This window comes from Sphingomonas tabacisoli (genome assembly GCF_042678385.1).
Lineage (GTDB): Bacteria > Pseudomonadota > Alphaproteobacteria > Sphingomonadales > Sphingomonadaceae > Sphingomonas_B > Sphingomonas_B tabacisoli.
In genome coordinates, this window is the sequence record NZ_JBHUDY010000001.1 from 1,997,075 (window position 1) to 2,019,192 (window position 22,118).

Sequence of the window (22,118 nt, forward strand, 5' to 3'; positions counted from 1 at the left end):
GCCCCCGCCCCAAGGCAAGAAACTATTTCTCGGTCTTGAGTCGCGCGATCTCGCGGTCGATGCTTGCGAGCGCCTGCTCGCGGGCACGGCGCGCCCAATCGTCGTTCAGCGAAGCGGCGACCGAGCTCCGCGCCTGCTCCAGCGAGGCGATCAACTGCTTGCGCATCTTCGCGCGCTCCGCAGGCGACATGGCCCCACAGCGAACGACGGCGTTTCCGCCGTCGTCTGAGTGAATAGCGATGGTCTTCGTATTGGGACAGCTTCGGTTGATGACGGCGGGGTGCACCCGCACCGCCTCCCGCGCCGAAGCCCGCGCTTCGGCCGCAGCTTCCATCGCATCCCGCTGGGCGTCGCGGGCCGCTTCCATCGCGTCGCGCTGGGCATCGCGCGCTGCTTCCATCGCCTCGCGCTGTGCTTCGCGCACGGATTGCTGAACTTCGCGATTGATCGCGGCGGTGTCGACGAATGCGTCGTCCTGATCCTGCGACCAGCTCACCGTGAACAGCCCCGCGACCGGGGCGACGGGAGCCACCGGCGCAACCGGTGCGGCAACCGACGGTGGCGGCAACGGCGCTCCCGGAGCCGGCGCGGCATGCGGAGACGCCGGCGCCTTGGGCGCGACCGGCGCCACGGCAACCGGTGCTGGCGCTGTCGGAGCCACGGCCGGCACCACCGGCGCCAGCGCGGTGCGGACCTGCAGTTCCACTTTCTTGCTGGTCTCGGCGGCGATCCCGTTCGAGGCCGTCAGCATCAGGCCGCCGCCGACCAGGCCGGCCGCGATCATGCTGCCGACACGCGCCCGGCGTTCGTTCCAGCGATACACACGCATCATCTTCAGTCTCCTCTTGAGGTCATCCCCGGCCCCAAGAGCGCAAGCGGCCACCGGCAAGCGGTCGCAGGCGGATTTCAACAGCGCCGAACCATAGGCATGGCGCTCGTCAGGCGTGGCGCGCGCCAGCACGACCGCGTCGCAAGCCAGTTCCTGGTCGACGCGGAAAGCGCGGTGCGCGAAGTGCGCAATCGGGTTCCACCAGTGCAGCGCCAGCACGACGAGGGCGGCGAAGTTGGCGGACATGTCGCAGCGGCGGTGGTGCTGGACTTCGTGCTCGATCGCGAGGCGAAGCTCATCCCGCTCGTAGCGGCGGCGATAATCCTCGGGCAGCACGACCGTCTTCAGAAAGATACCGGCGGCGAATGGGCCACGAGCCATAGGGCTTGCGCAAACCTCGACGCCGTCGCGATCGAAGCGTGGCAACTGCGTCGCTTCAACCAGCGCGCGGCGGACGAACCTGCGATAGGACCAGATATGCCAGCCAAGGAACGTCAGCGCACCGGCGCCCCACAGGCAGGCGATCAGCAGCGGCCAGTCGATCGGCGACGCGGCGACCGGATCGACTGCTTCGGTGCGGAACGCCGCCGCGGCGGCGAGCAGCGCCTCGACATTGGCGGGAAGCTTGTGAATCGGCGCCGGCACCACGGTCTGGGGCAAGGGCGGCAGCAGCATGCGAAGCGCCGGCAGCAGCCACAGCCCATAGGCGATGTGCGGCCCGAAATGGCGGGACACCGGGCCGCGGATGGCCAGGACCGCCAGCATCAGCAAAGTGCTGGCGATCAGCGTCTCGATGGCCCAGCCGATCATGGCTTCAGCTCCTTGAGCAGCGCCTCCAGTTCGGCGATGTCGTCGGCGGAGAGCGAGCGGCGTTCGGCGAGATGCGCGATCAGCGGCGTCACGCGCCCACCAAATAGCCGGTCGACCAGCTTCTCCGATTCGCGCCCGACATAGGCTTCGCGCTCGATCGCCGGCCGATAAAGGAAACGTCGTCCCTCCGCCTCATGCGCGATCGCACCCTTGGCCAGCAGCCGCGACAGCAAGGTCTTTACGGTGTGGACGCTCCAGCCGCGCTTCGGGCCGGCGCGCTCGGCGACCTCGGCGGCTGTGAGGGGCTGTTGTTCCCAGAGCACTTCCATCACGGCGTGCTCGGCTTCGCTGATCCGTTCAGCCATATCCCCGGTCCCTGATCGTTATTACGATTACAGGTGTCATCGTTTTGCTGAACAGTCAATGAATGACTGCATCACGGACGGTTGGAAATCATCCCCATTCGCCCGTAATCGGAGATATGCGACGGATGTTTGCGATGCAGCCGGCCGAAGATTTCGCTCGCAGACCGGTTCAGCTCGTCCCGCGTCACGCCATGAGGGCAGACCAGCTCAAGCGGCAGATTTCGCTCCAAGCGGTCGAGAAAGTTCTTGTCGACTTCCCCGCCCCGCTCCTCCAGCTCCTCGGCAAAGGCATCGAGAAGACGAGACAAAACGGCTTCCCGCGCCGTCACTACCGGAGCAGGTATGGCCGCCTCTCGCATCTGCGATGCCTGGCGGTGCTTCACCAGGTAGAGCAGGTAAAGCGACAGGAAAGACACGCAATAGCCCGCCCAGAACATGGCCCAGCGCGTATTGTCGGCAACGGAGGAGATCGGCTCCGGCGCCACGGCCGCATAGAGATTGCGCGCCGTCCAGACGATCACCGACGCGCAGATGGCGGCGAACACGATCCTTGTAACCGTGACTTTGCGCGCGAAAGTATCTTCGTCGATTTGCGCCAGGATCAGCCCCACGAGCAGCGCGCCGATGCCCGTCGCTGTGAACCGAATGCCCGACCACAATGGCGCGTCGGTCATGATTGTGAACGCGCGCAGCGTGAAGATGACGTAGGTCAGCGCCCAGAACAGCGCCGCAAATGCCGTCGGCATCAGCAGGTTGCCCCGCCGGGGGTGAACGGCCTCGAACGCGATCGCGTCTATCGAGCGCGCCCAAACGGAAGATGAGCGCCGTTCAGCCATCGCGGCGAGAAAGGCGATCTGGCCCAGCGCGTCGTCGTCCAACATGTCCCCCACCCTGTTCGATGGCGCAACCACCCCCGGTACGCCGCATTCTCCAATCGCCCGAGATACTTAAGGCACAAACGTTTTCGCGCAAATGATTTAATATATCGTATGAGGTGTGGCGGGCGTTGAAGGTCGCTGCAGCAGCTTACCAACCCATCTGATTTCTCAGCTTGACCGATTCGGATCGGTCAATGGATCGGTAAGCTGCGTTGTCGCGCGCACGCCCGACTCGGGATTGGCGCGCGTCTGGCGTTCGATGCGGCGATGCACGACGGGCGAGCCGCCTCCCAACAGCGCGCCGAGCTGCCGCGAATTCTCGTCGTCCGCGTGCGTGCGGCGCTGATTGTGGCGCACATAATCCAGCCAGGTGGCGACGTGATAACGCTCGATCCACAGCTCCGCATCCATCAGGTCGCGCAGCAGCGTCCAGTGGCGTGCGCCGTCGCGGCGGCGGATGCGCTTGCGCTCGTCCATGACCGCGAGGAAATGCGGTACATCCGCTTCGGCGATGCGATATTCGATCGTCACCACGATCGGGCCGCTGCGGGGCTCGACGGGAACGCTGATCTCGGGCGTCGCCCAGTCGCGCAGGCCAAGGTCCACATCGGCAATGGCCGGCAAAGGCAACCGGAAGCCGAGGACCAGGCTCACGAGTTGAAGGATGGCGGCAGAGGCCAGCGCGGTGCTGGCGCCCCGCGTTTCCGCGATCAGGCCGAACAGCCAGCTTCCGCCCGCCATCCCCCCGAACGCCGCCATCTGGTAAAGGGCGAGCGCGCGCGCCACGACCCAGCGCGGAGTCGAAAGCTGCACCGACACGTTGAAGGTGGAAAGTGCGAGCACCCAACCGCCGCCTGCCAGCAGCAACCCGGCGATAGTGATCGGCAGCGCCCGGCTGAGCGCGACGATCATCGCGCCTGCCGACAGCGCGGCGATCGCCGCACGCACGACGGCTTCGGGCCGCATGCGATTGCGCAGGCGTGCACTTCCGAGGGCGCCAGCGATCGCGCCCACGCCGAAACCGCCGAGCAGCACACCGTAGGTCAGCGGTCCCCCGGCAACCAGGTCGCGCGCGACCAGCGGCATCAGCGCCGGGACTGCACTCGCCGCGACGCCGAACACCAGCGCGCGAGCCAGCACGATGCGCAAGACAGGCGACATCGCGACATAGCGCACGCCGGCCGACATGGCGGTTCCGACCGGCTCGGGCGGCAACGTTTGGGAAGGCAGCTCGGGCCGCCAGCGGGCGAGGACAACGATCAGCCCCAGATAGCTGACGGCATTGGCGAAGAACGCCGCCGCCGCGCCCGCCGCCGCGACGATCGCACCACCGACCGCCGGGCCGACGCTTCGCGCGATGTTGAAAGCCATGCTGTTGAGCGTGACCGCTCCCGGCAGTGCCGATCGCGGCACCATGTCGCCCACCGAGGCTTGCCAGGCCGGGCCGTTCAGCGCGGTTCCGCACCCGATCAGGAACGTGAAGGCAAGCAGCCCCCAGGGCGTCAGCGCGCCCGTCCAGGCGCAGACAGACAGCGCCGCCGACACGACCAGCATGAAGATCTGTGCGGTCAGCATGACTCGCCTGCGATCCAGATTGTCGGCGATCGCGCCCGCGGGCAGCGACAGCAGCATGATCGGCAGCGTGGTCGAGGCCGAAACCAGCGCGATGATCTGCGGCGACGCGCCCAGCGCGATCATCAGCCACGCCGCGCCGACCGACTGGATCAGGCCGCCGAAATTGGAAACCAGGCTCGAGACCCATACGGCGCGGAAAATGGGAATCGAGAGCGGCGATGCCGCCGTTCCCGCTCCAGCGCTTTCCTGATCCGCCATTTGATCCGCATGGACATCCGCGCCGGATTTGCCAACCCGCATGCGCCCGCTCAGCTAGTCGTAAGCTCGCCGAGCTTTTCCTGTCCCTTATCCTTCAGCTCGGCCGTTTTGCGGCGCACGGTCGGGCTGTTGCGGAGCGCGGCGGCAAGAAAGACGATCGCGGCGGCCGCCAGTTCGGCGAGCGCCTGTTGAACCATTTCGTTGTCCAGCAGCGCCGCGACCCGCGGCCAGCTCTTCGCTTTGGCTTTCTTGCCCATCGCCATGCGGAACCCGGCGATAGGCGCGCGGTTCCTAACCGACCTTCGCGACGCCCTTGTCGGCCATCAGCTCGGCCAGCTCGCCGCTCTCGTACATCTCCATCATGATGTCCGATCCGCCGACGAATTCGCCCTTCACGTAAAGCTGGGGAATCGTCGGCCAGTCGCTGAACGTCTTGATGCCCTGGCGGATGCCCTGGTCCTGCAGCACGTCGACGCTTTCATAATCGACGCCGATCCGGTCGAGGATGGCGATCGCGCGGCTCGAAAAGCCGCATTGCGGAAACAGCGGCGTGCCCTTCATGAACAGCAGCACGTCGTTGGAGGAAACGAGCTCCTGAATGCGGGCCTGGGATTCGTCGGTCATGTCGGTTCAAGCTCCTGCGGGGACGTCGGTGGTCAGCTGCAAGGCGTGCAGCTCGCCCCCCATGCGGCCGCCCAATGCGGCATAGACGCGGCGGGTGCGCTCGACACGCGAGATGCCGCGGAAACTCTCGGCCACCACGCGAGCGGCATAATGGTCGCCGTCGCCGGCCAGATCGGTGATCTGCACCTGGGCGTCCGGAATCGACTGCCGGATCAGGCCTTCAATATCTTCGGCCGCCATCGGCATCTCAGGACTGCGCCTCGATCAGCTGCCGGCGCGCCTCGACGGTCTGGTCCTCCAACGCCTTGCGCACCGTCGCTTCGTCGACATCGACGCCGGCGGCAGTCAGGTCGCCCAGGAGCTTGCGGATCACATCCTCGTCGCCGGCTTCCTCGAACTCGGCCTGCACGACCGCCTTCGAATAGGCGTCGGTTTCGGCAGCTGTCAGGCCCATCTTTTCCGCGGCCCATTGACCGAGCAGCTTGTTGCGCCGCGCGGTGATGCGGAACAGCATCTCCTCGTCGCGGGCGAATTTGGTCTCGAAGGCGCGCTCGCGATCGTCGAACGTGGTCATGCAATCCCCTCTGGTTTCATGATGGAGATAAGGAGCGCAGCGCCTGGGCGCAACGCTTGCTCAGCCGATCTCCACCACCAGCTTGCCGACCGCACCGCGGTTGGCGAGTTTCGCGATCGCCTCGCCGCCGCGTTCGAGCGGATAGACCTCGGACACGCGGGGCGTGATCTTGCCGTCCTGCCACAACCGGAACAGCGTCGCGACATGCTCCTGGTGGCGCTTCGGATCGCGCATCGTGAATGCGCCCCAGAACACGCCGCATACGTCGCAGCTTTTCAGCAGCGTCAGATTGAGCGGCAGGCGCGGAATGCCGGCAGGGAAACCCACCACCAGATACCGCCCTTCCCATGCAATTGAACGCAGCGCGGGCTCCGCATAGTCGCCCCCCACCGGATCGTAGATCACATGCGCGCCGTCCGGTCCGCACTTCGCCTTGAATGCATCTGCGAGCGCCTTCGACTGCTCCTTGTCGAACGGCGCACGATCGTAAATCATCACCTCGTCCGCGCCGCAGGCCTTGGCGACATGCGCCTTTTCGGCGGACGAGACGGCGGCCACCACCCGCGCGCCGAATGCCTTGCCAAGCTCCACGGCGGAAAGGCCGACACCGCCCGCCGCGCCCAGCACCAGCAAAGTCTGTCCGGCCTTCAGGTGCCCGCGATCCAGCAGGCCGTGGATCGTCGTCGCATAGGTCATCAGCAGCGCCGACGCTTCCTTGAGCGGCAGGCCCTCCGGCACCTTGAACGCGCGATTGGCCGCGACGGCGACTTTCTCGGCCAGGCCGCCCGACGAAGCGGTCAGCGCCAGCAACCGGTCGCCGACCTGCCAGCCTTCGACGCCCTCGCCGACAGCCTCGACCGTGCCGGACACTTCGCTACCCGGCGCGAATGGGCGCGGCGGCTTGAACTGGTATTTGTCCTCGATGACCAGCACGTCGGGATAGTTGATCGCGCAATATTGAATGCGCACCAGCAGCTCGCCCTTGCCGGCGACCGGATCGGCAACCTCGGCCAGCTCCAGCGTTTCGGGTCCGCCGGGCGTGCGCGACAACAGGGCTTTCATGGCCGGTCTTCCTCCGTTCGTTTCGCTACGCGCTTTCGCCGGGGTGACGCGCGATGTCCAGACCGCTAGCTTGCTGGTGGGAGGGCATAACATGACCGGATTGGCGAGGATTGCGGCGGCGCTGGTGGGGCTGTTCGGCCTGGTGATGGGCCTTTGGTTTTTCTTGAAGACGCCGGACGCAGCCGAAGCATTCTTCGTCCAGCCGCTCGGTGCAGCGGGCGAAGCCACGCTCCGCGCCGATATGTCGGCGTTCTTCCTGATCAGCGCGGCCTGGGCGTTCTATGCGGCCGTCACGCAGCGCGGTTCGGCCTTGCTGGTGCCCGGCGCGCTCTACGCGGTCGCCATCACCGGACGAGCGGTGAACCTGATCGTCAACGGGTTCTTCGCAGAGGCGCCGCTGCCGATGATCGTCGAAGCGATGCTGATCCTGCTCTGCGTATTCGGCTACAAGGCGCTCAAAGCGCCGGCGTAAGCCAGGGCTGCTCCGCAGCCACGCGGGACTCGTAAGCGCCGATCTGCCGATCCATTGCCAGCGTCAGCCCGACTTCGTCGAGACCGTTCAGCAGGCAGTGCTTGCGGAACGGGTCGATCTCGAACGTGAAGCGGTCCTGGAACCGCGTCGTCACGGTCTGATGCTCCAGATCGATCGCGATCGGATCGGTCTTCGCGACTTCCATCAATCGGTCGATCGCGGCGCGCGGCAGTTCGACCGCCAGGATGCCGTTCTTGAAGGCATTGCCCGAGAAAATGTCGGAATAGCTCGGCGCGATCACGGCCTTGATGCCCAGGTCCGCCAGCGCCCAGGCCGCATGCTCGCGGCTGGAGCCGCAGCCGAAATTCTCGCCTGCGATCAGGATCGACGCGCCGGCATAGGCAGGATCGTCGAACACATTGCCGGCTTCCGCACGCACCGTCTCAAACGCGCCCCGGCCAAGGCCCTGCCGGCTGATCGTCTTCAGCCATTTGGCCGGGATGATGACGTCAGTGTCGACGTTCGCCCGGCCGAACGGAATGGCCTTGCCTTCGATATGATTGACGGGCGTCACGGCGCCCGCATCACCACCGGCTCCGGCTTGGCGCTCACTGCAAAGGCCGCCACGCCGCTAACCAACGTACCCGCAATCAACAAGACAATCGCTCGTTTCATGTCCCCGCTCCCCGGTAAAGCCCTACTCAACCCATCAACTCGCGCACATCCGTCAAACGTCCCGTCACTGCCGCTGCCGCCGCCATTGCCGGCGACACCAGGTGCGTCCGCGCACCCGGCCCCTGACGTCCGACGAAATTGCGGTTGGACGTCGAGGCGCAGCGCTCGCCTGGCGGCACCTTGTCCGGGTTCATCCCCAGACAGGCGGAACAGCCGGGCTCGCGCCATTCAAACCCGGCTTCGGTAAAGATCCGGTCAAGACCCTCCGCCTCGGCCTGCCGCTTGACGAGGCCGGAGCCCGGCACGACCAGCGCCAACTTCACATTGTCGGCCCGGTGGCGCCCCTTCAGCACGGCGGCGGCGGCGCGCAGATCCTCGATCCGGCTGTTGGTGCAACTGCCGATGAAGATGTTCTCAACCGCCACGTCCTGCATCCGCTGGCCGGGGGCCAACCCCATATAGGCGAGCGACTTCTTCGCGGCCTCGCGCTTGGCGGGCTCTTCGAAACTGTCGGGATCGGGCACCGCGCCGATCACCGGAACCACGTCCTCCGGGCTGGTTCCCCAGGTGACGCTCGGCGCGATCTCGGCGGCATTGATCTCGACGACGCGGTCGAAGACCGCATCGGGGTCGCTCGGCAGCGTGCGCCAATAGGCGACGGCGCGGTCCCACGCCTCGCCCGTCGGCGCCATCGGCCGACCCTTGAGATAATCGAATGTCTTCTCGTCCGGCGCGATCAGGCCGGCGCGCGCACCCGCTTCGATCGACATGTTGGAAACCGTGAGCCGCCCCTCGACCGACATGTCGCGGATGGTCGAACCGGAATATTCGATCACATAGCCGGTGCCGCCCGCCGCGCCGATACGGCCGATGATGTGCAGGATCAGGTCCTTGGCGCTGACCCCGAAGCCGAGCGCGCCTTCGATCCGGATGTTCATCGATTTCGACTGCTTCAGCAGCAAAGTCTGCGTCGCGAGCACATGCTCGACCTCGCTGGTGCCTATGCCGAAAGCGAGCGCGCCAAGCGCACCATGCGCTGCCGTGTGGCTGTCGCCGCACACCAACGTCGTGCCCGGCAGCGTGAAGCCTTGCTCGGGGCCCACGACATGGACGATGCCCTGTTCGGCGTCCGTGTCCGCAATGTACCGGATGCCGAACTCAGGCGCATTCTTCTCCAGGGCGGCCAACTGCGCGGCGCTCTCAGGGTCGGCGATCGGAATGCGAGTCCCATGCCCATCGATCCGGGGCGTCGTCGGCAGATTATGATCCGGTACGGCAAGCGTCAGGTCCGGCCGCCGCACCTTGCGCCCGCCGATACGCAGACTCTCGAATGCCTGCGGACTGGTCACTTCGTGGACAAGGTGGCGGTCGATATAGATCAGGCACGTGCCGTCAGGCCGGCGCTCGACGACATGGGCGTTCCAGATCTTCTCGTACAGGGTTTGGGGCCGCGAATTCATGCGGGCGGGCCTAGCAGAAAGTTACGTGAAAGCGAGTGTGTAAGCGCAATTTATTGCGCAATCACATCCTCGGCGTTTCGACCCCCGCCGCCACCGCCCGGCCCGTCGATCTTCAGCCAGTCCTGACGCGGCAGACTGTAAAGCATGTCGATCACTTCGAGCTGAACGCCGGCGGGACGCCCGGTCTGCGAGTTCCACAGCACCGCCACGCCGGACTTGGTCGCCGGATCGAACAGGATGGTCGAGCGATAGCCCTTCACGGCGCCCTGGTGGCCGACCAGCCAATGGCCCTGATAGGTGTAGTCGCGCCAGCCGAGCGCATATTGCGACCGTCCCATTTCGCGCGCGAACATCGTGTTGCGCCGCTCGGTATTCACGCGCGCCTGGTGGATCGTCTCCAGCACCTGCTCCGGCACGACCTGCGGGGCGAGGCCCATCTGCGCGCGCATCCATAGCGCCATGTCCATGATCGACGAGTTCACCCCGCCGGCAGCCGGCACGCGATAGTAATTGTCGTTCACTTCGACGGTGGTGCGTCCGACATGCGGCCGCGCCCAGCTCCGCGCCGACATCAGCCCGGCGCGCGTGAGGCTCGCGTTCTGCATGCCGAGCGGCGCGAACAGGCGGCGGCGCACCTCTTCCTGATAGGGAACGCCGGTCACGCGCTCGACAATCTCGCTCGCCGTGTCGAACGCCACGTTCTGATAGCTGTGGCAGGTGCCGGGCGCGCAGGCGACACCCACGGTCGCCAGCGAAGCGCGCAGCGCCTTGGGATCGGCGCCCGCTTCCAGCTTGTTGTCGTTGGAGTTGTGCGGCAGCCCGACGCGGTGCGACAGAATGTCGGCGACGGTCGCCAGCTGCTCGCCGCCGGCGGGAAGCCGCAGCGTCGTGTTGAACTTCGCGACCGGCTCGTTCAGCGACAATTTGCCTTCGTTCGCGAGCAGGCCGACCATCGTCGCCGCCACGCCCTTCGAGAGCGACGCCCAGCGGAACACGGTGTTGGGCGTAACCGGATCGGCCGATCCGGCCGTCGTCGTGCCATAGCCCTGCACGAACGTGATTTCGCCGTTTTCGATCACCGCCACGGCCATGCCGACCATGTCCGGCTTCGACGCGGCGATGCGCAGCCGTTGATCGAGGCGCTCGTAATCGATCTTGTTGGGGGCGCGGAAATCGGACGTAATTAGGCCGGCGCGCGTGCTGGAATAGACACCGGGCTGCGAAGCATTGGCGGGCGAACGCGCCGCGATCAGGCTCGGACCGACGGCAAGCAGCGAGAGCATACCGGCGATGCCGCCGCCGATCGCCGCCGCCCGCGGGCGCTGCCTGATGCCGGACTTGATCTTCTTCACCACAGTTTCGCGACCCTCTGACCCTTGCCCCTATATGGCACAGAATCAGAGAATTACCTTAACGACAACCTTTTATGGCCCGTTTTCACGACGAAACGACGCATTTCAGCGGCTGAGTCGGGAACTCGTCCTCAAGTCGTGTAATGCGCAGTCGTCTTCGCCTTCACCTCATCGGCGGTGACGCCGGGCGCGAGTTCGGTCAGCTTGAACGGGCTTTGGTGGTCCGGGCGCTGGAACACCGCCAGGTCGGTCACGATCATGTCGACGACGTTCTTGCCGGTCAGCGGCAGCGTGCAGGACGGGATAAATTTCGGGCTGCCGTCCTTGGCGTTGTGCTCCATCACCACGATGATCTTCTTCACGCCGGCGACCAGGTCCATCGCGCCGCCCATGCCCTTGATCATCTTGCCCGGGATCATCCAATTGGCGATGTCGCCGTCCTGGCTCACTTCCATCGCGCCGAGCACGGTCAGGTCGATATGGCCGCCCCGGATCATCGCGAAGCTCTGCTCCGAACCGAAATAGCTGGAAGAAGGAAGCTGCGAGATCGTCTGCTTGCCGGCATTGATCAGGTCCGGATCGACCTGGTCCTCATACGGAAACGGCCCGATGCCCAGCATTCCGTTCTCGCTTTGCAGCGTGACGGTCATGCCATCGGGGATGTTGTTCGCGACAAGCGTCGGGATGCCGATCCCCAGGTTCACATAGAAACCGTCCTGCAGCTCCCGCGCCGCCCGCGCGGCCATCTGGTTGCGATCCCAGGCCATTACGCGGCCTCCCTCTGACGTGTGGTTCGGAACTCGATCTTCTTGTCGTAGGGCGCGCCCAGGATCAGGCGCTTCACGAAGATCGACGGGACATGGATGCAGTCGGGATCGAGGCTGCCGACGGGGACGATTTCCTCGACTTCGGCGACGCAGATGTTGCCGGACGTCGCCATTGGCTGGTTGAAATTGCGCGCGGTCTTGCGGAAGACGAGGTTGCCGCTCTCGTCTGCTTTCCAGCCCTTGATGATCGACAGATCGGCGCGGATGCCGCGCTCGAGGATATAGGTCTCCCCGTCGAACTCCTTGTGCTCCTTGCCCTCGGCGACGAGCGTGCCGACGCCGGTTTTGGTGTAGAAGCCGGGAATGCCCGCCCCGCCCGCGCGGCAGCGCTCCGCGAGCGTCCCCTGGGGGCAGAACTCAACCTCCAACTCGCCCGCCAGATATTGCCGCTCGAACTCCTTGTTCTCGCCGACATAGGAAGAGATCATCTTCCTAATCTGGCGCGAGCGCAGCAGCTTGCCGAGACCCTCATTGTCGATGCCGGCATTGTTGGAGACGCAGGTGAGGTCCTTCACGCCCGATGCCTGGATCGCATCGATCAGGCGTTCCGGGAGCCCGCACAGGCCGAACCCGCCCGAGCAGATCGTCATGCCGTCGAACAGCAGTCCCTCGAGCGCCGATGCGGCATCGGGATAGATTTTCGTCATGTAAGCGCCTCCGCCAGTGCCGGCGCTCTAGAGGGGCGGCGGCGCTCCGGTCAATCGCGGTCGGCGATCAGCGGCACGAAGGCGACGCTGCCATATTCGTCGCGAGCGAAGCCGGCCGGCGTGCGGGTCAGGCGTATCAACGTCTGATAGATGCCGCCACCGACCGGCATGACGAGGCGCCCACCGTCGGCGAGCTGATCGAGCAAGGCCTGGGGCGGCTTTCCGCCCGCGGCAGGAACGAGGATGGCATCGAACGGCGCTTCGTCGGGGAACCCGCGCGTGCCGTCGCCGGCAAGCACTCTCACATTCGCATAGCCAAGGCTTGTCAGTCTGCGGGAAGCGAGATCGGCAAGCTCTGCGTGGCGCTCGATCGCGACAACCTCTGCCGCCAGCCTGCTCAGCACAGCCGCCGCGTAACCGGAGCCCGCGCCCACTTCCAGAACCTTGTCCTCGGGGCCGATCGTCGCGGCTTCGGCCATAAGCGCGACGATATAGGGCTGCGAGATCGTCTGCGCCGCCTCGATCGGCAAGGCGCGATCGTCATAGGCATGAGACTTCAGAGATTCGGGCACGAACGCCTCGCGCGGGACGTCGCGCATCGCTTGCTTAACGCGCGCATCCGAAATCCCGCGCGCCTCGATCTGCTCGCGGACCATGCGCTCGCGCGCCTCGGCGAAGGTCATCGCGATGTCCGGCCGGGCGCTGCCCGGCCGGATCCTTGCGTCAGTAGCAGCGCCACTCGCGGACGTGCCGGCGCGTCCAGCGCCAGCCGCAGTTCTGATAGTAATTGCCGCGCCAATTGTACCAGCCATGATGCCGGCCGGGGCCACGATAATAGGCCGGACCGCGCCAGCGCGGACCATAATCGCGCCCTTCCCAGCGCGACCAGCCCGGACCCCAGTCCGGAGGCGGCGCCCAGGCCGGTTGAGCCATCGCCGCGGTGCCGGCGAACGCCGCCGCCGCGATCAGGATGTTGCGACCAGTTTTCCAGATCATCTGAGGCATCCTCCATGCCCCCGCGCCGGTAAACTACGCGAAACGAAAGCGCCGGTTCCCTAGGGTCCGTGGCGTGCGGCGACGCGTGCCAGCGCATCGGGGAGCTTCGCCGCATCGGCGTCGGCGATCGGCGCCTTATAGACGTCGCGCATTTTCTTGACCGACTCCGCCCAATGCGCCGCGTCCATGCGCGGCTGGTAGAGGATCATCGTCGCGCTGTGGCAGCCTGTGCAATTGCCGTTGAGCAGATCGGCGTCCGGTCCGGCAAACTGGCTCTCATCCTGCGGCAGCGCCACCGAGACGGACTTCAGCGCCACCGGCGGCGCGGCGGCCAGGAGCAGGCCGAGCAGCAGCTTCATGCGACCACCAGCCGCAGCGGCTCGATCTGGCTGCGAAGATAGCCGCTCGGGTTCCAGATCGGGTCCATGCTTTGGGTCACGCCGGCGGTGCTGGTGCAACGGGACAGCAACGTCAGATCGCCTCGCGCCGGTTGCGCCAGCACGGCGTCGAAGCGGCGGAAGCTGTATTTGCCCTCGTCGCGGCCCAGTCGCGCGGCCACCCAGCTTCGGCCGCCATCCACCGACAGATCGACGGCCTTCACGCCGGCGTCGCCGCCCATGGCGATGCCGCGCACGGCGAGCGGCTTGCCGGCCGCGACATGCGCACCCTCGGCATGGCTGGTGATCCACGAACGCGGAACCATCCGCGTGATCGGCACAGTCGCAAAGCCTTTGGCGCCCGGCTGCACGTTCGCTCCCGGCGTATCTGGAATACGGTAAGCCTTCGCCATCCAGAAATTGTCATCGGGCTGCGCAAGCACTTCGATGTCGCTCAGCATCTTGACCCAATAGGTCGAGAACCAGCCGGGCACGACCAGCCGCAAGGGGAAGCCGTTCAGCAGCGGCAGCGGCGCGCCGTTCTGCAGGAAAGCGATCATCACCTCGCCGTCGCGGGCATGATCGGGATCGAGCGACTTCAGGAAATCCGGACCGTCCGGCACCAAGGGCTGATCGAGGCCGCCGAAGCGGACCGCGACCGCGCCCGGCCTTATGCCCGCGCGGTCGAGCACGTCCTTCAGCCGAACGCCCGTCCAGCGCGCATTGCCCATCGCGCCGTGCCCCCATTCGGCGCCGGGCACCCGCGGTTCGAACAGCCCGCGCGAATTGCCCGAGCATTGGTTCACCGCCGCATATTCGATGCGCGGCAGCTTCATCAGCTCGTCGAGGCTCAGCGACAGCGGCGTCGCGACATGGCCGCGCACGGCAAGGCGAAAGGCTTTGGCGTCGATCGAGGTCGGGATGTCGCCCCAATGCCAGCGCACGAAGAAGCGGTCGTTGGGTGTGAACACGCCCTGATCGAACACTTCGAACGGCGTCTCCAGCAACGGCGGCCGCGCGCGCTGCACGATCATCTCACCCTTTTGCGGCCATGCGCGGCTGGTCGGCCGCTGCGACGGGCCGCCGGGCAGATGCAGGTCGACCATCCGTTGTGCCTGCGCGCCGCTGGCGATGGCAGCCGCGCCGATCAAAACGGAACGGCGAGGAAGCAGAAGGCCGGTCATGTCCGCAAAGCTAGCCAGATCGTTCCGCCTTCACAATCGGCTGAGATGCATGCGCAGCCGCATCGTTTCGCCGGGCGCGAGCACCCGCAGCCCGAGTTCGCCCCAGCGCTCTTCCGGCTCGTTCAGCGCAGCATTGGCGTGGCTGACCGGCTCGGCGGCCAGCAGCCCGCCCTGCGGCGGCGAATAGATCTGGAAGAAATGCGCGTCCGGCGAGGCCATGCGCGTCACCGCGCCATCGCCATAGGTCAGGCGCATCTCCCCGCCCCACCCGCCATAGCCATTGTCGAGCCCGCGCGCGCAGGCCGGCTCACCGTCGAGGGCATAGCGGCCAGTGGCCGGAACGACCGTGGTCGGCAAAACCTGCGCGTCCACTTCCCAGACCCGTTCGGCCCGTGTGTCGATCCGCGTCTGGCCGTCACAAGGGAAATAGGGATGAAAGCCAAGCCCGCACGGCATCGGCTCATCCGACAGATTCTTGCATGCGATCTCCGCCTCAAGCCCGTTCGCGCCGAGCCGGAAAGTCTGGCGCGCCTCGTATGCCCAGGGCCACTCGCCCGGCTGATGCGCGAAGAACAGGCAGGCGCGATCGGCGGCTTTGCTCTCGACCAGCCACGGCCCAAGCCAGCCATCGCCGTGGAGCGGGCTCACGTCGCCCGCCATGTTCGGGGCGATCCGCACCGTCTTGCCGCGGAAAGTGAAGCTGCCGCCGCGGATGCGATTGCAATAGGGCACCAGCGGGAAACAGCCGGCGTCCAGCGGGCTTGTCGGCGCGTCTTGGCCCCGCAGAATGCCGCGCCCGCCATACGTAAAGCGGGCGATCGAGCCGCCGATGCCGGGCGCCAGCAGCAGCTCGTAGTCGGAGGCTGTGATCGAAATCATTGCTGACTCCCATGAAAATTATCCACAGAAAGCCGCATGTCGTTTGTTACATTCTGCTTTCTGGAGGAGTCACGGTCCATTAAGGACCAGCCACGCATAGTGCGTGCTTGGTTAATGATGTGCCCGGGGGGGCGCGTATGACTCGTTTGGTTCGTGATTTCTTCGAGGTCGAAGACCGTGTGTCGCTCGACCATATGATCGAGCTCTTGTCCGCAGTCCGTGAGCGGCTGCCGGAAGGCGCCGAGGATGCCAAGGTCCAGATGCGGGGCGATGATGTGTTCGGCCGCCGGCTGACCGTCTCCTACCTCCGCCCGCAAACGGCCGAGGAAGCCGCGCGCGACGCCCGCTACGGCGAGCGCGACCGGCTGAGCATCGCGGCCTAATCGGCCTACCATTCCGCGAAGCTTCCGTCGCGGGTGCGCCAGACCGGGTTGCGCCAGCGATGCCGATCCTTGTCGGCCTCGCGCACCGCGGCTTCGTCGATCTCGACGCCCAGCCCCGGTCCGGTCGGAATCGGCAGATAGCCGTCGACCGGCGTCAGCACCTGCTTGTCGGTCAGGAAATTCAGCAGATCGTGCCCGCCGGTATTGTAGTGGATGCCGAGCGACATTTCCTGGATCGCTACATTCGGTGCCGTGGCCGCAAGCTGCAGGCAGGCGGCCAGCGCGAGCGGCCCCAGCGGGCAGTGCGGCGCGACCGCGACGTCATAGGCCTCGGCCATCGCGGCGATGCGCCGGCATTCGGATAGTCCGCCGGCATGGCTGAGGTCGGGCTGGATGATGTCCACCGCGCCTGACTCGAAGAACGGCTTGAAGTCCCAGCGCGAATAGAGCCGCTCGCCGAGCGCGATTGGCGTCGCGACGAGGTGCGCAATCTGCGCCAGGCCTTCGGGATTCTCCGACAGCAAAGGCTCTTCGATGAACAGCAGGCCCAATGGCTCCAGCATCTTCGCAAGCTGCTTGGCCATCGGCCGGTGGACGCGACCGTGAAAATCGAGGCCGACGTCCATGCCCTCCGCCTGCGCCGCGTGCACCCGCTCGGCGACATCTTCGATCGCTTTCGGCGTGCCGATCCGGTCGAGCTCGGCCGTCGCATTCATCTTGACCGCCGAAAAGCCCTGCGCGCGCCGGCCGCGCGCCGCTTCGCCGACCTCGTGCGGGCGGTCGGCGCCGATCCAGGCATAGGCGCGGATGCGGTCGCGCACGCGCCCGCCCATCAATTCCCAGGCCGGCTGGCCGAGCGCCCGGCCCTTCAAATCCCACAGCGCCTGGTCGAGCCCCGACAGCGCCGACATCAGCACCGGCCCGCCGCGGTAGAAGCCGCTGCGATAGCCGATCTGCCAGATATCCTCGATCCGGAAGGGGTCGTGCCCGACGAAGCGGTCGCGCAGATTTTCGAACGCGCCTTCGACCGCCTCGGCATGGCCTTCGAGGCTGCCCTCGCCCCAGCCGAAATGCCCGTCGTCCGCCTCGACTCGCACGAACAGCCAGCGCGGCGGGACGACGAAGGTCTCGATCCGGCGGATCTTCACCGGCTTACCCCGATTCCGGGTTTTGTTGCGTCGCGCTCGGCCGCAGATTGACGACGCGCTGCTCGCGCTCGGCCTCGCGCTGGTCCATCTGGTCATAGTGCGAGGGCGGCACGATCGGCACCACCAGGCACACGCTGGAAGCCGGCAGCACGTCCCGCCAGTCGCGGATCAACTGTCTATACGCCCTCCCAACCGCGCGGATATTGCGATCGAGGTCGTAGAGTCCGAGCGGGTTCACCGTGCCCCGCTTCTCCCGCAGCGCGCAGTCCCAATCGACCTGATCGGTCAGCGAATACCAAGTGAAGCCGACGGTCGGGATGCCTTCGTTGCGCAGGCGCAGGACGTTCGCCCATTCCTTCCACAGCCAATGCACGGCCTCGTCGCCGTTCGGCCCTTCGATCAGGTTGGTCTCGGTGTGCATCACCGGCAGGCGGTAGCGGTCGTAATATTGCCGGGTGATCTCGGAATAGCCGAACACCTCGCCTGAGGCGACCGAGTGGCCGTCGGCGCTCACCCGGTGCTCGTTGGTCCAGTAATAATCGTTGCCGAGGATGCAGTGCTGCTTGATCCGGTTGCCCAGGAAGAAGTGGTACTCCTCCTTGGTCATGCCGTTGTCGAACAGATACTCGTACATCTCGGAATCTACGCGGCGGCCATAGTTCAGGTCGAGCGAGAGGAAGCGCATCGAATTCAGTATCTCGGCCGGACCGATCGCGGCCGGGTTCTCGGCATGGAAATATTCCGAGGATTCCGACTGGATGAAGATCGCGTCCGCCCGGCGCTTCAGAATGCATTGCATCGCCAGCACGTTTGCCTTGACGATGTTCTTCAGCGCCGTGACGAACGGCCGGTCGCCGCTCAGCTGCTCGTTCCACCAGCCGTAGCGCGCCGAGAAGGTCGCGCAGATAAACATCTCGTTGACCGGCGTGTAGAGCTGCACCCAGGGAAAGCGCTCGGCAAAGGCGGCGGCATAGTCGGCGAAGAGCTCCGGAAAATCCGTGTTCTGGAAATTGCCGATCCAGTCCGGCACGCCGAAATGGCAGAGATCGACGATCGGCGTGATGTCGCGGCGCCTAAGCTCCGCGAACGTCATGTCCGCGAATTCCCAATCGTATTTCCCTGGCCCTAGGAAAGTCGTGTGGATGGGCGGCCCGTAGCGGAGATATTGCAGCCCGATATCGTCGAGCAGCTCGAAGTCCGTGCGCCAATGCTTGTAATGGCCGCACACCTCCATCTCGTCGACACGGGTCTTGCCGTTGTCGATCGTCGGGACGCTGTTTTCGATCCCGGTGCAGAACATGAAGTTGGCGATGGCTCGGCCCTCCCTGCCGTTATCCGCCGAACATCCGCTCGGGGGATGCCCGCGACATTGACGTGGATCATAAAGAGCGCGCCCGCCAAAGGTTGCACGGTCATCGCATTTTGATTGAGGCCGATGCGGGCGGACGTGACGAACAAGCGATCGAGCGCCGGGCCGCCGAACGCGCAGCTCGTCGGCCGTTCGACCGGCAGCTCGACGACTTGCAGCACTTCGCCTTCGGGCGAGACGCGGCGCACGCACCAGCCGTCCCAGAATGCGATCCACAGGCAGCCTTCTGCGTCCACGGTCATGCCGTCCGGATAGCCATGCTCGTCCTTGAACCGTGCGAAAGGCCGGCGGTTCGAGGCGTTTCCGTCCCCATCGAGATCGAAGGCGTAGATCAGTCGTTTCGCGGAATCGGTGTGATACATGGTCCGCCCGTCAGGACTGAACGCCGGGCCGTTGGTGACCATGTAGCCGTCGTCGACGGCCGACCAGTCGAGGCCGGGATCGATCCGGTACAGGACGCCCCGCGCATCCTGCTCCCGGTCGTCCATCGTCCCCGCCCAGAACCGCCCGGCGCGATCGACCTTGCCGTCATTGAAGCGATTGTCCGGCAAATGCGCTTCGGGGTCGGCGATCGGCTCGTAACGGCCAGCCTGCGGATCAGCCCAGTAAAAGCCGCGCTCGGTGCCGGCGATGAACCCGCCGCGCGCAGCCGGCGCGAGTGAGCCGATGCGCAGCGGCGGCGTCCAGCGCTCCACGCCCCCGGCTTCGCTCCAGCGGAACACGGCCGGCCCTTTGATGTCGACCCACCACAGCGCCTGGTCGCGTTCCACCCATACCGGGCCTTCGCCCAGCACGGCTTCGACGGGAGCGATCGGTTCGGGAGTGGAACAGTCAACCACAGGCGCAGACGAAACGAAGTCGCCGCCCGACCGTTCCGTCGCGCATGGCGGGTGCAGTGAACTGGCAAAACGGCTTCATCGCGGTCGACTGGGGCACGACCAACCGCCGCGCCTGGGCAGTCGATCCGGGCGGCCAAACCCGCGATCTGCTCGAAGACGGTATGGGCGTGCTGAAAGTGGCGCCCGGCGGCTACACCGCCGAGATCGACAAGCTCCGCGCGCTCTGGCCCGGCCGGCCGATGATGCTCGCGGGCATGGTCGGATCGAACCGCGGCTGGATCGAGGCAAACTATGTGCCCGCCCCCGCCGGCCTTGACGCACTGATCGGCGCGCTCCGGCGCCCAGCCCCGGACGTGGTGATCGTCCCCGGCGTCAGCTGGCGGGAAGGAAGCAACGCCGACGTGATGCGCGGCGAGGAAGTGCAGTTGCTCGGCGCGGTCGCGGCGGGATCGGCGCCGCCGGACGGCCCTGTCTGCCACCCCGGCACCCACGCCAAATGGGTACGGATGCAAGGCGGTGCGATCGGGCCGTTCCGCACTGTGATGACGGGGGAGCTGTTCTCCATGCTCAGCCGCCACGGCATCCTGCAGGACCGGCTTTCCGGCGAAGTCGCCGCAAACGACAGCTTCCGCGCCGGCGCCCGGCACGGTCTCGAGCGCGACGACCTCACGGCCGAACTCTTCTCGATCCGCGCCCGCTATCTGCTGGGCGTGGGCGAGGCAGACGACGCGTCCTACGCCAGTGGCTTGCTGATCGGAACGGATGTCCGGATCGGCCTCGCATTCGGCGGCGACGGCCCCGTCACCCTGATCGGCCGCTCCGACCTGACCGCGCTGTACGCCGCAGCGCTAGAACTTGCCGGCCGAACCAGCACCGAGCTGGACGGAGAACGCGCCTTCCTCCTCGGCGCACGCGCCATTGCGGAGAGACTGTCATGACCGCCCTTGCCGACTTCACACGCTACCTCGCGGCCTGTCCGCTGATTGGCATCATCCGCGGCGTCCGGCCCGAAGAGGCCGAGGCGATCGGCGAGGCGATCATCGGCGCCGGCATTCGCATCGTCGAGGTGCCGCTGAACTCCCCCGACCCGCTGCACAGCATCGAGCGGTTGGCCAAGCGCTTCGGCAGCGACGCGCTGATCGGCGCCGGCACCGTCCTCGATCCGGAGGATGTAAAGCGTGTCGAGCGCGCCGGCGGGCGGATCATCGTCTCGCCCTCCACCGACGCCGCCGTCATCAAGCAGAGCTGGGATTGCGGCCTCGTCGCCGCGCCGGGTTTCTTCACGCCCAGCGAAGCCTTCACCGCGCTCCACGCCGGCGCTCACGCCCTGAAGCTGTTCCCCGCCGAGGCCGCCTCCCCCGCCGTGCTCAAGGCGATCAAGGCCGTGCTGCCGTCCGAAATCCCGCTGATCGTCGTCGGCGGCGTAAAACCCGACACGATGAAGCCCTGGCTAGAAGCAGGCGCGAACGGATTCGGGCTCGGCGGCGGCCTCTATAAGCCCGGCCAGAGCGCCACAGAAACCGCCGCCAAGGCGCGCGCCTATGTGGAGGGCCTCGCATGATCCGCATCGCCATCATCGGCTACGGCAAGATCGCCCGCGACCAGCACGTGCCGGCAATGACGAAGCATGGCGGCTACGACCTGAAAGCGGTCGTCACGACCAGCGGCGGCGGCCCGGACGGCGTGCCCGTTTTCGCCAGCACCGAGGACATGCTGGCGGCGATGCGCGGCCAGATCGACGCTGTCGCAATCAGCACGCCGCCTGCGCCGCGCTACGCCATCGCCCGCCAGTGCCTCGCTGCAGGCCTCGACATGCTGCTCGAAAAGCCGCCGGCGACCACGCTCGGCCAGATCGAGGAATTGCGCGACGAATGCGCCGCCGCCGGCCGCGTGCTTTTCACCACCTGGCATTCCCAATACGCCGCGGCCGTCGATCAGGCGCGCGACCTGCTGAAAGACAAGCGCATCGCATCCATGCGCATCTGCTGGCACGAGGACGTCAACAAGTATCACCCGGGCCAGGATTGGGTGTGGGGTGCCGGCGGCTTCGGCGTGTTCGATCCCGGCATCAACGCGCTGTCGATCGCGGTGAAGATCGTGCCGAGTCGGCTGATCCTCGACGACGCGCTGCTCCGCATCCCCGCCAACCGCGAGCAGCCGATCGTCGCGCGGCTGAAGCTGTCGAGCCCGGTCGCGGACGGCCCGATCGAGGCCACCTTCGACTGGTGCCCGGCGACCGAGGACGAATGGACGATCACGGTCCAGCCCGTCGACGGGCCCGAACTCGTGCTGCGCCACGGCGGCTCCGAGATAGCCGTCGGCGGCGAAGTGCGCGAGCCGACCGGCCCCGGCGAATATCCCGGCATCTACGCGGAGTTTGCCAAGCTGGTCGCGGAGCGCCGCAGCCATGTCGACTTCCAGCCGCTCAGGATCGTCGCCGATGCCTTCATGACGGCAAAACGCGAGGCGGCGCCCGCGTTCAACTGGCGCACCTAGGCTCTGGACGCGCGCGGCCCCGTCGCCCAAGATCGGCGC

27 protein-coding genes are annotated in these 22,118 nt (G+C 66.3%); 5 read left to right on the forward strand and 22 right to left on the reverse strand.

Features of this window, described 5'->3' with window-relative positions; translation table 11 throughout:
- Positions 1-22: 22 nt before the first annotated feature.
- From ACFSCW_RS10210 to ACFSCW_RS10250, 9 genes are all read right to left on the reverse strand, one after another.
- Positions 23-1,639, reverse strand: a complete 1,617-nt coding sequence (locus ACFSCW_RS10210; RefSeq protein ID WP_380888898.1) for a M56 family metallopeptidase — start codon at positions 1,637-1,639, stop codon at positions 23-25.
- The gene (locus ACFSCW_RS10215; RefSeq protein ID WP_380888899.1) at positions 1,636-2,004 is read right to left on the reverse strand and encodes a BlaI/MecI/CopY family transcriptional regulator; all 369 of its coding nucleotides are present in this window, start codon (positions 2,002-2,004) and stop codon (positions 1,636-1,638) included. The genes ACFSCW_RS10210 and ACFSCW_RS10215 overlap by 4 nt, the downstream gene beginning before the upstream one ends.
- A gap of 71 nt (positions 2,005-2,075) precedes the next feature.
- Positions 2,076-2,885: an MFS transporter gene (locus ACFSCW_RS10220; protein WP_380888901.1), complete on the reverse strand. Its 810-nt coding sequence runs from the start codon at positions 2,883-2,885 to the stop codon at positions 2,076-2,078.
- A gap of 165 nt (positions 2,886-3,050) precedes the next feature.
- The gene (locus tag ACFSCW_RS10225) at positions 3,051-4,715 is read right to left on the reverse strand and encodes an MFS transporter (protein ID WP_380888902.1); all 1,665 of its coding nucleotides are present in this window, start codon (positions 4,713-4,715) and stop codon (positions 3,051-3,053) included.
- 50 nt (positions 4,716-4,765) lie between these two features.
- Positions 4,766-4,978 carry a hypothetical protein gene (locus ACFSCW_RS10230; RefSeq protein ID WP_380888904.1) on the reverse strand — a complete coding sequence of 71 codons (213 nt, stop codon included), beginning with the start codon at positions 4,976-4,978 and terminating at the stop codon, positions 4,766-4,768.
- A 28-nt stretch (positions 4,979-5,006) separates the two neighbouring features.
- Complete coding sequence (gene grxD / locus ACFSCW_RS10235; RefSeq protein ID WP_380888906.1) at positions 5,007-5,339, reverse strand: Grx4 family monothiol glutaredoxin; 333 nt, start codon at positions 5,337-5,339, stop codon at positions 5,007-5,009.
- A 6-nt stretch (positions 5,340-5,345) separates the two neighbouring features.
- Positions 5,346-5,585, reverse strand: coding sequence for a BolA/IbaG family iron-sulfur metabolism protein (locus tag ACFSCW_RS10240; RefSeq protein WP_380888908.1), 240 nt, complete (start codon positions 5,583-5,585; stop codon positions 5,346-5,348).
- Position 5,586: 1 nt separating this feature from the next.
- Positions 5,587-5,913 carry a DUF1476 domain-containing protein gene (locus ACFSCW_RS10245; protein WP_380888910.1) on the reverse strand — a complete coding sequence of 109 codons (327 nt, stop codon included), beginning with the start codon at positions 5,911-5,913 and terminating at the stop codon, positions 5,587-5,589.
- 60 nt (positions 5,914-5,973) lie between these two features.
- Positions 5,974-6,975, reverse strand: a complete 1,002-nt coding sequence (locus ACFSCW_RS10250) for an NADPH:quinone oxidoreductase family protein (protein ID WP_380888911.1) — start codon at positions 6,973-6,975, stop codon at positions 5,974-5,976.
- Positions 6,976-7,066: 91 nt separating this feature from the next.
- On the opposite strand from ACFSCW_RS10250, the gene ACFSCW_RS10255 reads away from it, so the two are divergent.
- Positions 7,067-7,447, forward strand: a complete 381-nt coding sequence (locus ACFSCW_RS10255; protein WP_380888913.1) for a hypothetical protein — start codon at positions 7,067-7,069, stop codon at positions 7,445-7,447.
- On the opposite strand, the gene leuD is transcribed toward ACFSCW_RS10255, so the two are convergent.
- The 10 genes from leuD to ACFSCW_RS10305 form a co-directional block, all read right to left on the reverse strand.
- Entirely contained in the window at positions 7,431-8,021 is a 591-nt protein-coding gene (gene leuD, locus ACFSCW_RS10260) for a 3-isopropylmalate dehydratase small subunit (RefSeq protein ID WP_380888914.1), read from the reverse strand. The two genes, ACFSCW_RS10255 and leuD, sit on opposite strands and share 17 nt — an antisense overlap.
- Before the next feature lie 127 nt (positions 8,022-8,148).
- On the reverse strand, positions 8,149-9,582 hold the full coding sequence (leuC, locus tag ACFSCW_RS10265; RefSeq protein ID WP_380888916.1) for a 3-isopropylmalate dehydratase large subunit: 1,434 nt from the start codon (positions 9,580-9,582) through the stop codon (positions 8,149-8,151).
- Positions 9,583-9,632: 50 nt separating this feature from the next.
- Entirely contained in the window at positions 9,633-10,934 is a 1,302-nt protein-coding gene (locus ACFSCW_RS10270) for a serine hydrolase domain-containing protein (RefSeq protein ID WP_380888917.1), read from the reverse strand.
- Between the two features lie 131 nt (positions 10,935-11,065).
- Positions 11,066-11,701 carry a CoA transferase subunit B gene (locus tag ACFSCW_RS10275; protein ID WP_380888919.1) on the reverse strand — a complete coding sequence of 212 codons (636 nt, stop codon included), beginning with the start codon at positions 11,699-11,701 and terminating at the stop codon, positions 11,066-11,068.
- On the reverse strand, positions 11,701-12,408 hold the full coding sequence (locus ACFSCW_RS10280) for a CoA transferase subunit A (RefSeq protein WP_380888921.1): 708 nt from the start codon (positions 12,406-12,408) through the stop codon (positions 11,701-11,703). The genes ACFSCW_RS10275 and ACFSCW_RS10280 overlap by 1 nt, the downstream gene beginning before the upstream one ends.
- Before the next feature lie 50 nt (positions 12,409-12,458).
- A complete protein-coding gene (locus ACFSCW_RS10285) occupies positions 12,459-13,091 on the reverse strand; it encodes a protein-L-isoaspartate(D-aspartate) O-methyltransferase (RefSeq protein ID WP_380888923.1) in 633 nt (210 codons plus the stop codon).
- A gap of 40 nt (positions 13,092-13,131) precedes the next feature.
- Entirely contained in the window at positions 13,132-13,404 is a 273-nt protein-coding gene (locus ACFSCW_RS10290) for a hypothetical protein (RefSeq protein ID WP_380888925.1), read from the reverse strand.
- Positions 13,405-13,463: 59 nt separating this feature from the next.
- A complete protein-coding gene (locus tag ACFSCW_RS10295) occupies positions 13,464-13,763 on the reverse strand; it encodes a cytochrome c (protein WP_380888927.1) in 300 nt (99 codons plus the stop codon).
- Positions 13,760-14,965 carry a molybdopterin-dependent oxidoreductase gene (locus ACFSCW_RS10300; protein ID WP_380888928.1) on the reverse strand — a complete coding sequence of 402 codons (1,206 nt, stop codon included), beginning with the start codon at positions 14,963-14,965 and terminating at the stop codon, positions 13,760-13,762. Before ACFSCW_RS10300 ends, ACFSCW_RS10295 begins: the two co-directional genes overlap by 4 nt.
- Positions 14,966-14,995: 30 nt before the next feature.
- Positions 14,996-15,844, reverse strand: a complete 849-nt coding sequence (locus ACFSCW_RS10305) for an aldose 1-epimerase (protein WP_380888929.1) — start codon at positions 15,842-15,844, stop codon at positions 14,996-14,998.
- A gap of 137 nt (positions 15,845-15,981) precedes the next feature.
- Here ACFSCW_RS10305 and ACFSCW_RS10310 point away from each other — a divergent pair, with 137 nt between their 5' ends.
- Positions 15,982-16,227, forward strand: coding sequence for a hypothetical protein (locus ACFSCW_RS10310; protein ID WP_380888931.1), 246 nt, complete (start codon positions 15,982-15,984; stop codon positions 16,225-16,227).
- A 5-nt stretch (positions 16,228-16,232) separates the two neighbouring features.
- Here the strand turns inward: ACFSCW_RS10310 and dgoD are convergent, their stop codons facing one another.
- From dgoD to ACFSCW_RS10325, 3 genes are read right to left on the reverse strand one after another with little or no spacing between them, the layout of a single operon-like run.
- Positions 16,233-17,375: a galactonate dehydratase gene (gene dgoD / locus ACFSCW_RS10315; RefSeq protein WP_380888933.1), complete on the reverse strand. Its 1,143-nt coding sequence runs from the start codon at positions 17,373-17,375 to the stop codon at positions 16,233-16,235.
- 4 nt (positions 17,376-17,379) lie between these two features.
- Positions 17,380-18,609, reverse strand: a complete 1,230-nt coding sequence (locus tag ACFSCW_RS10320; protein ID WP_380890093.1) for a family 1 glycosylhydrolase — start codon at positions 18,607-18,609, stop codon at positions 17,380-17,382.
- Positions 18,501-19,583, reverse strand: a complete 1,083-nt coding sequence (locus ACFSCW_RS10325; RefSeq protein ID WP_380888934.1) for an SMP-30/gluconolactonase/LRE family protein — start codon at positions 19,581-19,583, stop codon at positions 18,501-18,503. The genes ACFSCW_RS10320 and ACFSCW_RS10325 overlap by 109 nt, the downstream gene beginning before the upstream one ends.
- Positions 19,584-19,639: 56 nt before the next feature.
- Between ACFSCW_RS10325 and ACFSCW_RS10330 the strand changes: the two genes are divergently transcribed.
- From ACFSCW_RS10330 to ACFSCW_RS10340, 3 genes are read left to right on the forward strand one after another with little or no spacing between them, the layout of a single operon-like run.
- A complete protein-coding gene (locus tag ACFSCW_RS10330; protein WP_380888936.1) occupies positions 19,640-20,521 on the forward strand; it encodes a 2-dehydro-3-deoxygalactonokinase in 882 nt (293 codons plus the stop codon).
- Positions 20,518-21,144 (forward strand): 2-dehydro-3-deoxy-6-phosphogalactonate aldolase, encoded by a 627-nt coding sequence (locus ACFSCW_RS10335; RefSeq protein WP_380888937.1) that lies wholly within the window; start codon positions 20,518-20,520, stop codon positions 21,142-21,144. Before ACFSCW_RS10330 ends, ACFSCW_RS10335 begins: the two co-directional genes overlap by 4 nt.
- Positions 21,141-22,079, forward strand: a complete 939-nt coding sequence (locus tag ACFSCW_RS10340) for a Gfo/Idh/MocA family protein (RefSeq protein ID WP_380888939.1) — start codon at positions 21,141-21,143, stop codon at positions 22,077-22,079. The genes ACFSCW_RS10335 and ACFSCW_RS10340 overlap by 4 nt, the downstream gene beginning before the upstream one ends.
- The last annotated feature ends 39 nt before the right edge of the window (positions 22,080-22,118 follow it).

What these genes read in the sequence shown, in the direction of transcription:
- ACFSCW_RS10210 (WP_380888898.1), bottom strand. Translation starts at nt 1,639, where the DNA reads ATGATCGGCTGGGCCATCGAGACGCTGATCGCCAGCACTTTGCTGATG.
- ACFSCW_RS10215 (WP_380888899.1), bottom strand. Translation starts at nt 2,004, where the DNA reads ATGGCTGAACGGATCAGCGAAGCCGAGCACGCCGTGATGGAAGTGCTC.
- ACFSCW_RS10220 (WP_380888901.1), bottom strand. Translation starts at nt 2,885, where the DNA reads ATGTTGGACGACGACGCGCTGGGCCAGATCGCCTTTCTCGCCGCGATG.
- ACFSCW_RS10225 (WP_380888902.1), bottom strand. Translation starts at nt 4,715, where the DNA reads ATGGCGGATCAGGAAAGCGCTGGAGCGGGAACGGCGGCATCGCCGCTC.
- ACFSCW_RS10230 (WP_380888904.1), bottom strand. Translation starts at nt 4,978, where the DNA reads ATGGCGATGGGCAAGAAAGCCAAAGCGAAGAGCTGGCCGCGGGTCGCG.
- grxD (WP_380888906.1), bottom strand. Translation starts at nt 5,339, where the DNA reads ATGACCGACGAATCCCAGGCCCGCATTCAGGAGCTCGTTTCCTCCAAC.
- ACFSCW_RS10240 (WP_380888908.1), bottom strand. Translation starts at nt 5,585, where the DNA reads ATGCCGATGGCGGCCGAAGATATTGAAGGCCTGATCCGGCAGTCGATT.
- ACFSCW_RS10245 (WP_380888910.1), bottom strand. Translation starts at nt 5,913, where the DNA reads ATGACCACGTTCGACGATCGCGAGCGCGCCTTCGAGACCAAATTCGCC.
- ACFSCW_RS10250 (WP_380888911.1), bottom strand. Translation starts at nt 6,975, where the DNA reads ATGAAAGCCCTGTTGTCGCGCACGCCCGGCGGACCCGAAACGCTGGAG.
- ACFSCW_RS10255 (WP_380888913.1), top strand. Translation starts at nt 7,067, where the DNA reads ATGACCGGATTGGCGAGGATTGCGGCGGCGCTGGTGGGGCTGTTCGGC.
- leuC (WP_380888916.1), bottom strand. Translation starts at nt 9,582, where the DNA reads ATGAATTCGCGGCCCCAAACCCTGTACGAGAAGATCTGGAACGCCCAT.
- ACFSCW_RS10275 (WP_380888919.1), bottom strand. Translation starts at nt 11,701, where the DNA reads ATGGCCTGGGATCGCAACCAGATGGCCGCGCGGGCGGCGCGGGAGCTG.
- ACFSCW_RS10280 (WP_380888921.1), bottom strand. Translation starts at nt 12,408, where the DNA reads ATGACGAAAATCTATCCCGATGCCGCATCGGCGCTCGAGGGACTGCTG.
- ACFSCW_RS10285 (WP_380888923.1), bottom strand. Translation starts at nt 13,091, where the DNA reads ATGACCTTCGCCGAGGCGCGCGAGCGCATGGTCCGCGAGCAGATCGAG.
- ACFSCW_RS10290 (WP_380888925.1), bottom strand. Translation starts at nt 13,404, where the DNA reads ATGATCTGGAAAACTGGTCGCAACATCCTGATCGCGGCGGCGGCGTTC.
- ACFSCW_RS10295 (WP_380888927.1), bottom strand. Translation starts at nt 13,763, where the DNA reads ATGAAGCTGCTGCTCGGCCTGCTCCTGGCCGCCGCGCCGCCGGTGGCG.
- ACFSCW_RS10300 (WP_380888928.1), bottom strand. Translation starts at nt 14,965, where the DNA reads ATGACCGGCCTTCTGCTTCCTCGCCGTTCCGTTTTGATCGGCGCGGCT.
- ACFSCW_RS10305 (WP_380888929.1), bottom strand. Translation starts at nt 15,844, where the DNA reads ATGATTTCGATCACAGCCTCCGACTACGAGCTGCTGCTGGCGCCCGGC.
- ACFSCW_RS10310 (WP_380888931.1), top strand. Translation starts at nt 15,982, where the DNA reads ATGACTCGTTTGGTTCGTGATTTCTTCGAGGTCGAAGACCGTGTGTCG.
- ACFSCW_RS10320 (WP_380890093.1), bottom strand. Translation starts at nt 18,609, where the DNA reads ATGGAGGTGTGCGGCCATTACAAGCATTGGCGCACGGACTTCGAGCTG.
- ACFSCW_RS10335 (WP_380888937.1), top strand. Translation starts at nt 20,518, where the DNA reads ATGACCGCCCTTGCCGACTTCACACGCTACCTCGCGGCCTGTCCGCTG.
- ACFSCW_RS10340 (WP_380888939.1), top strand. Translation starts at nt 21,141, where the DNA reads ATGATCCGCATCGCCATCATCGGCTACGGCAAGATCGCCCGCGACCAG.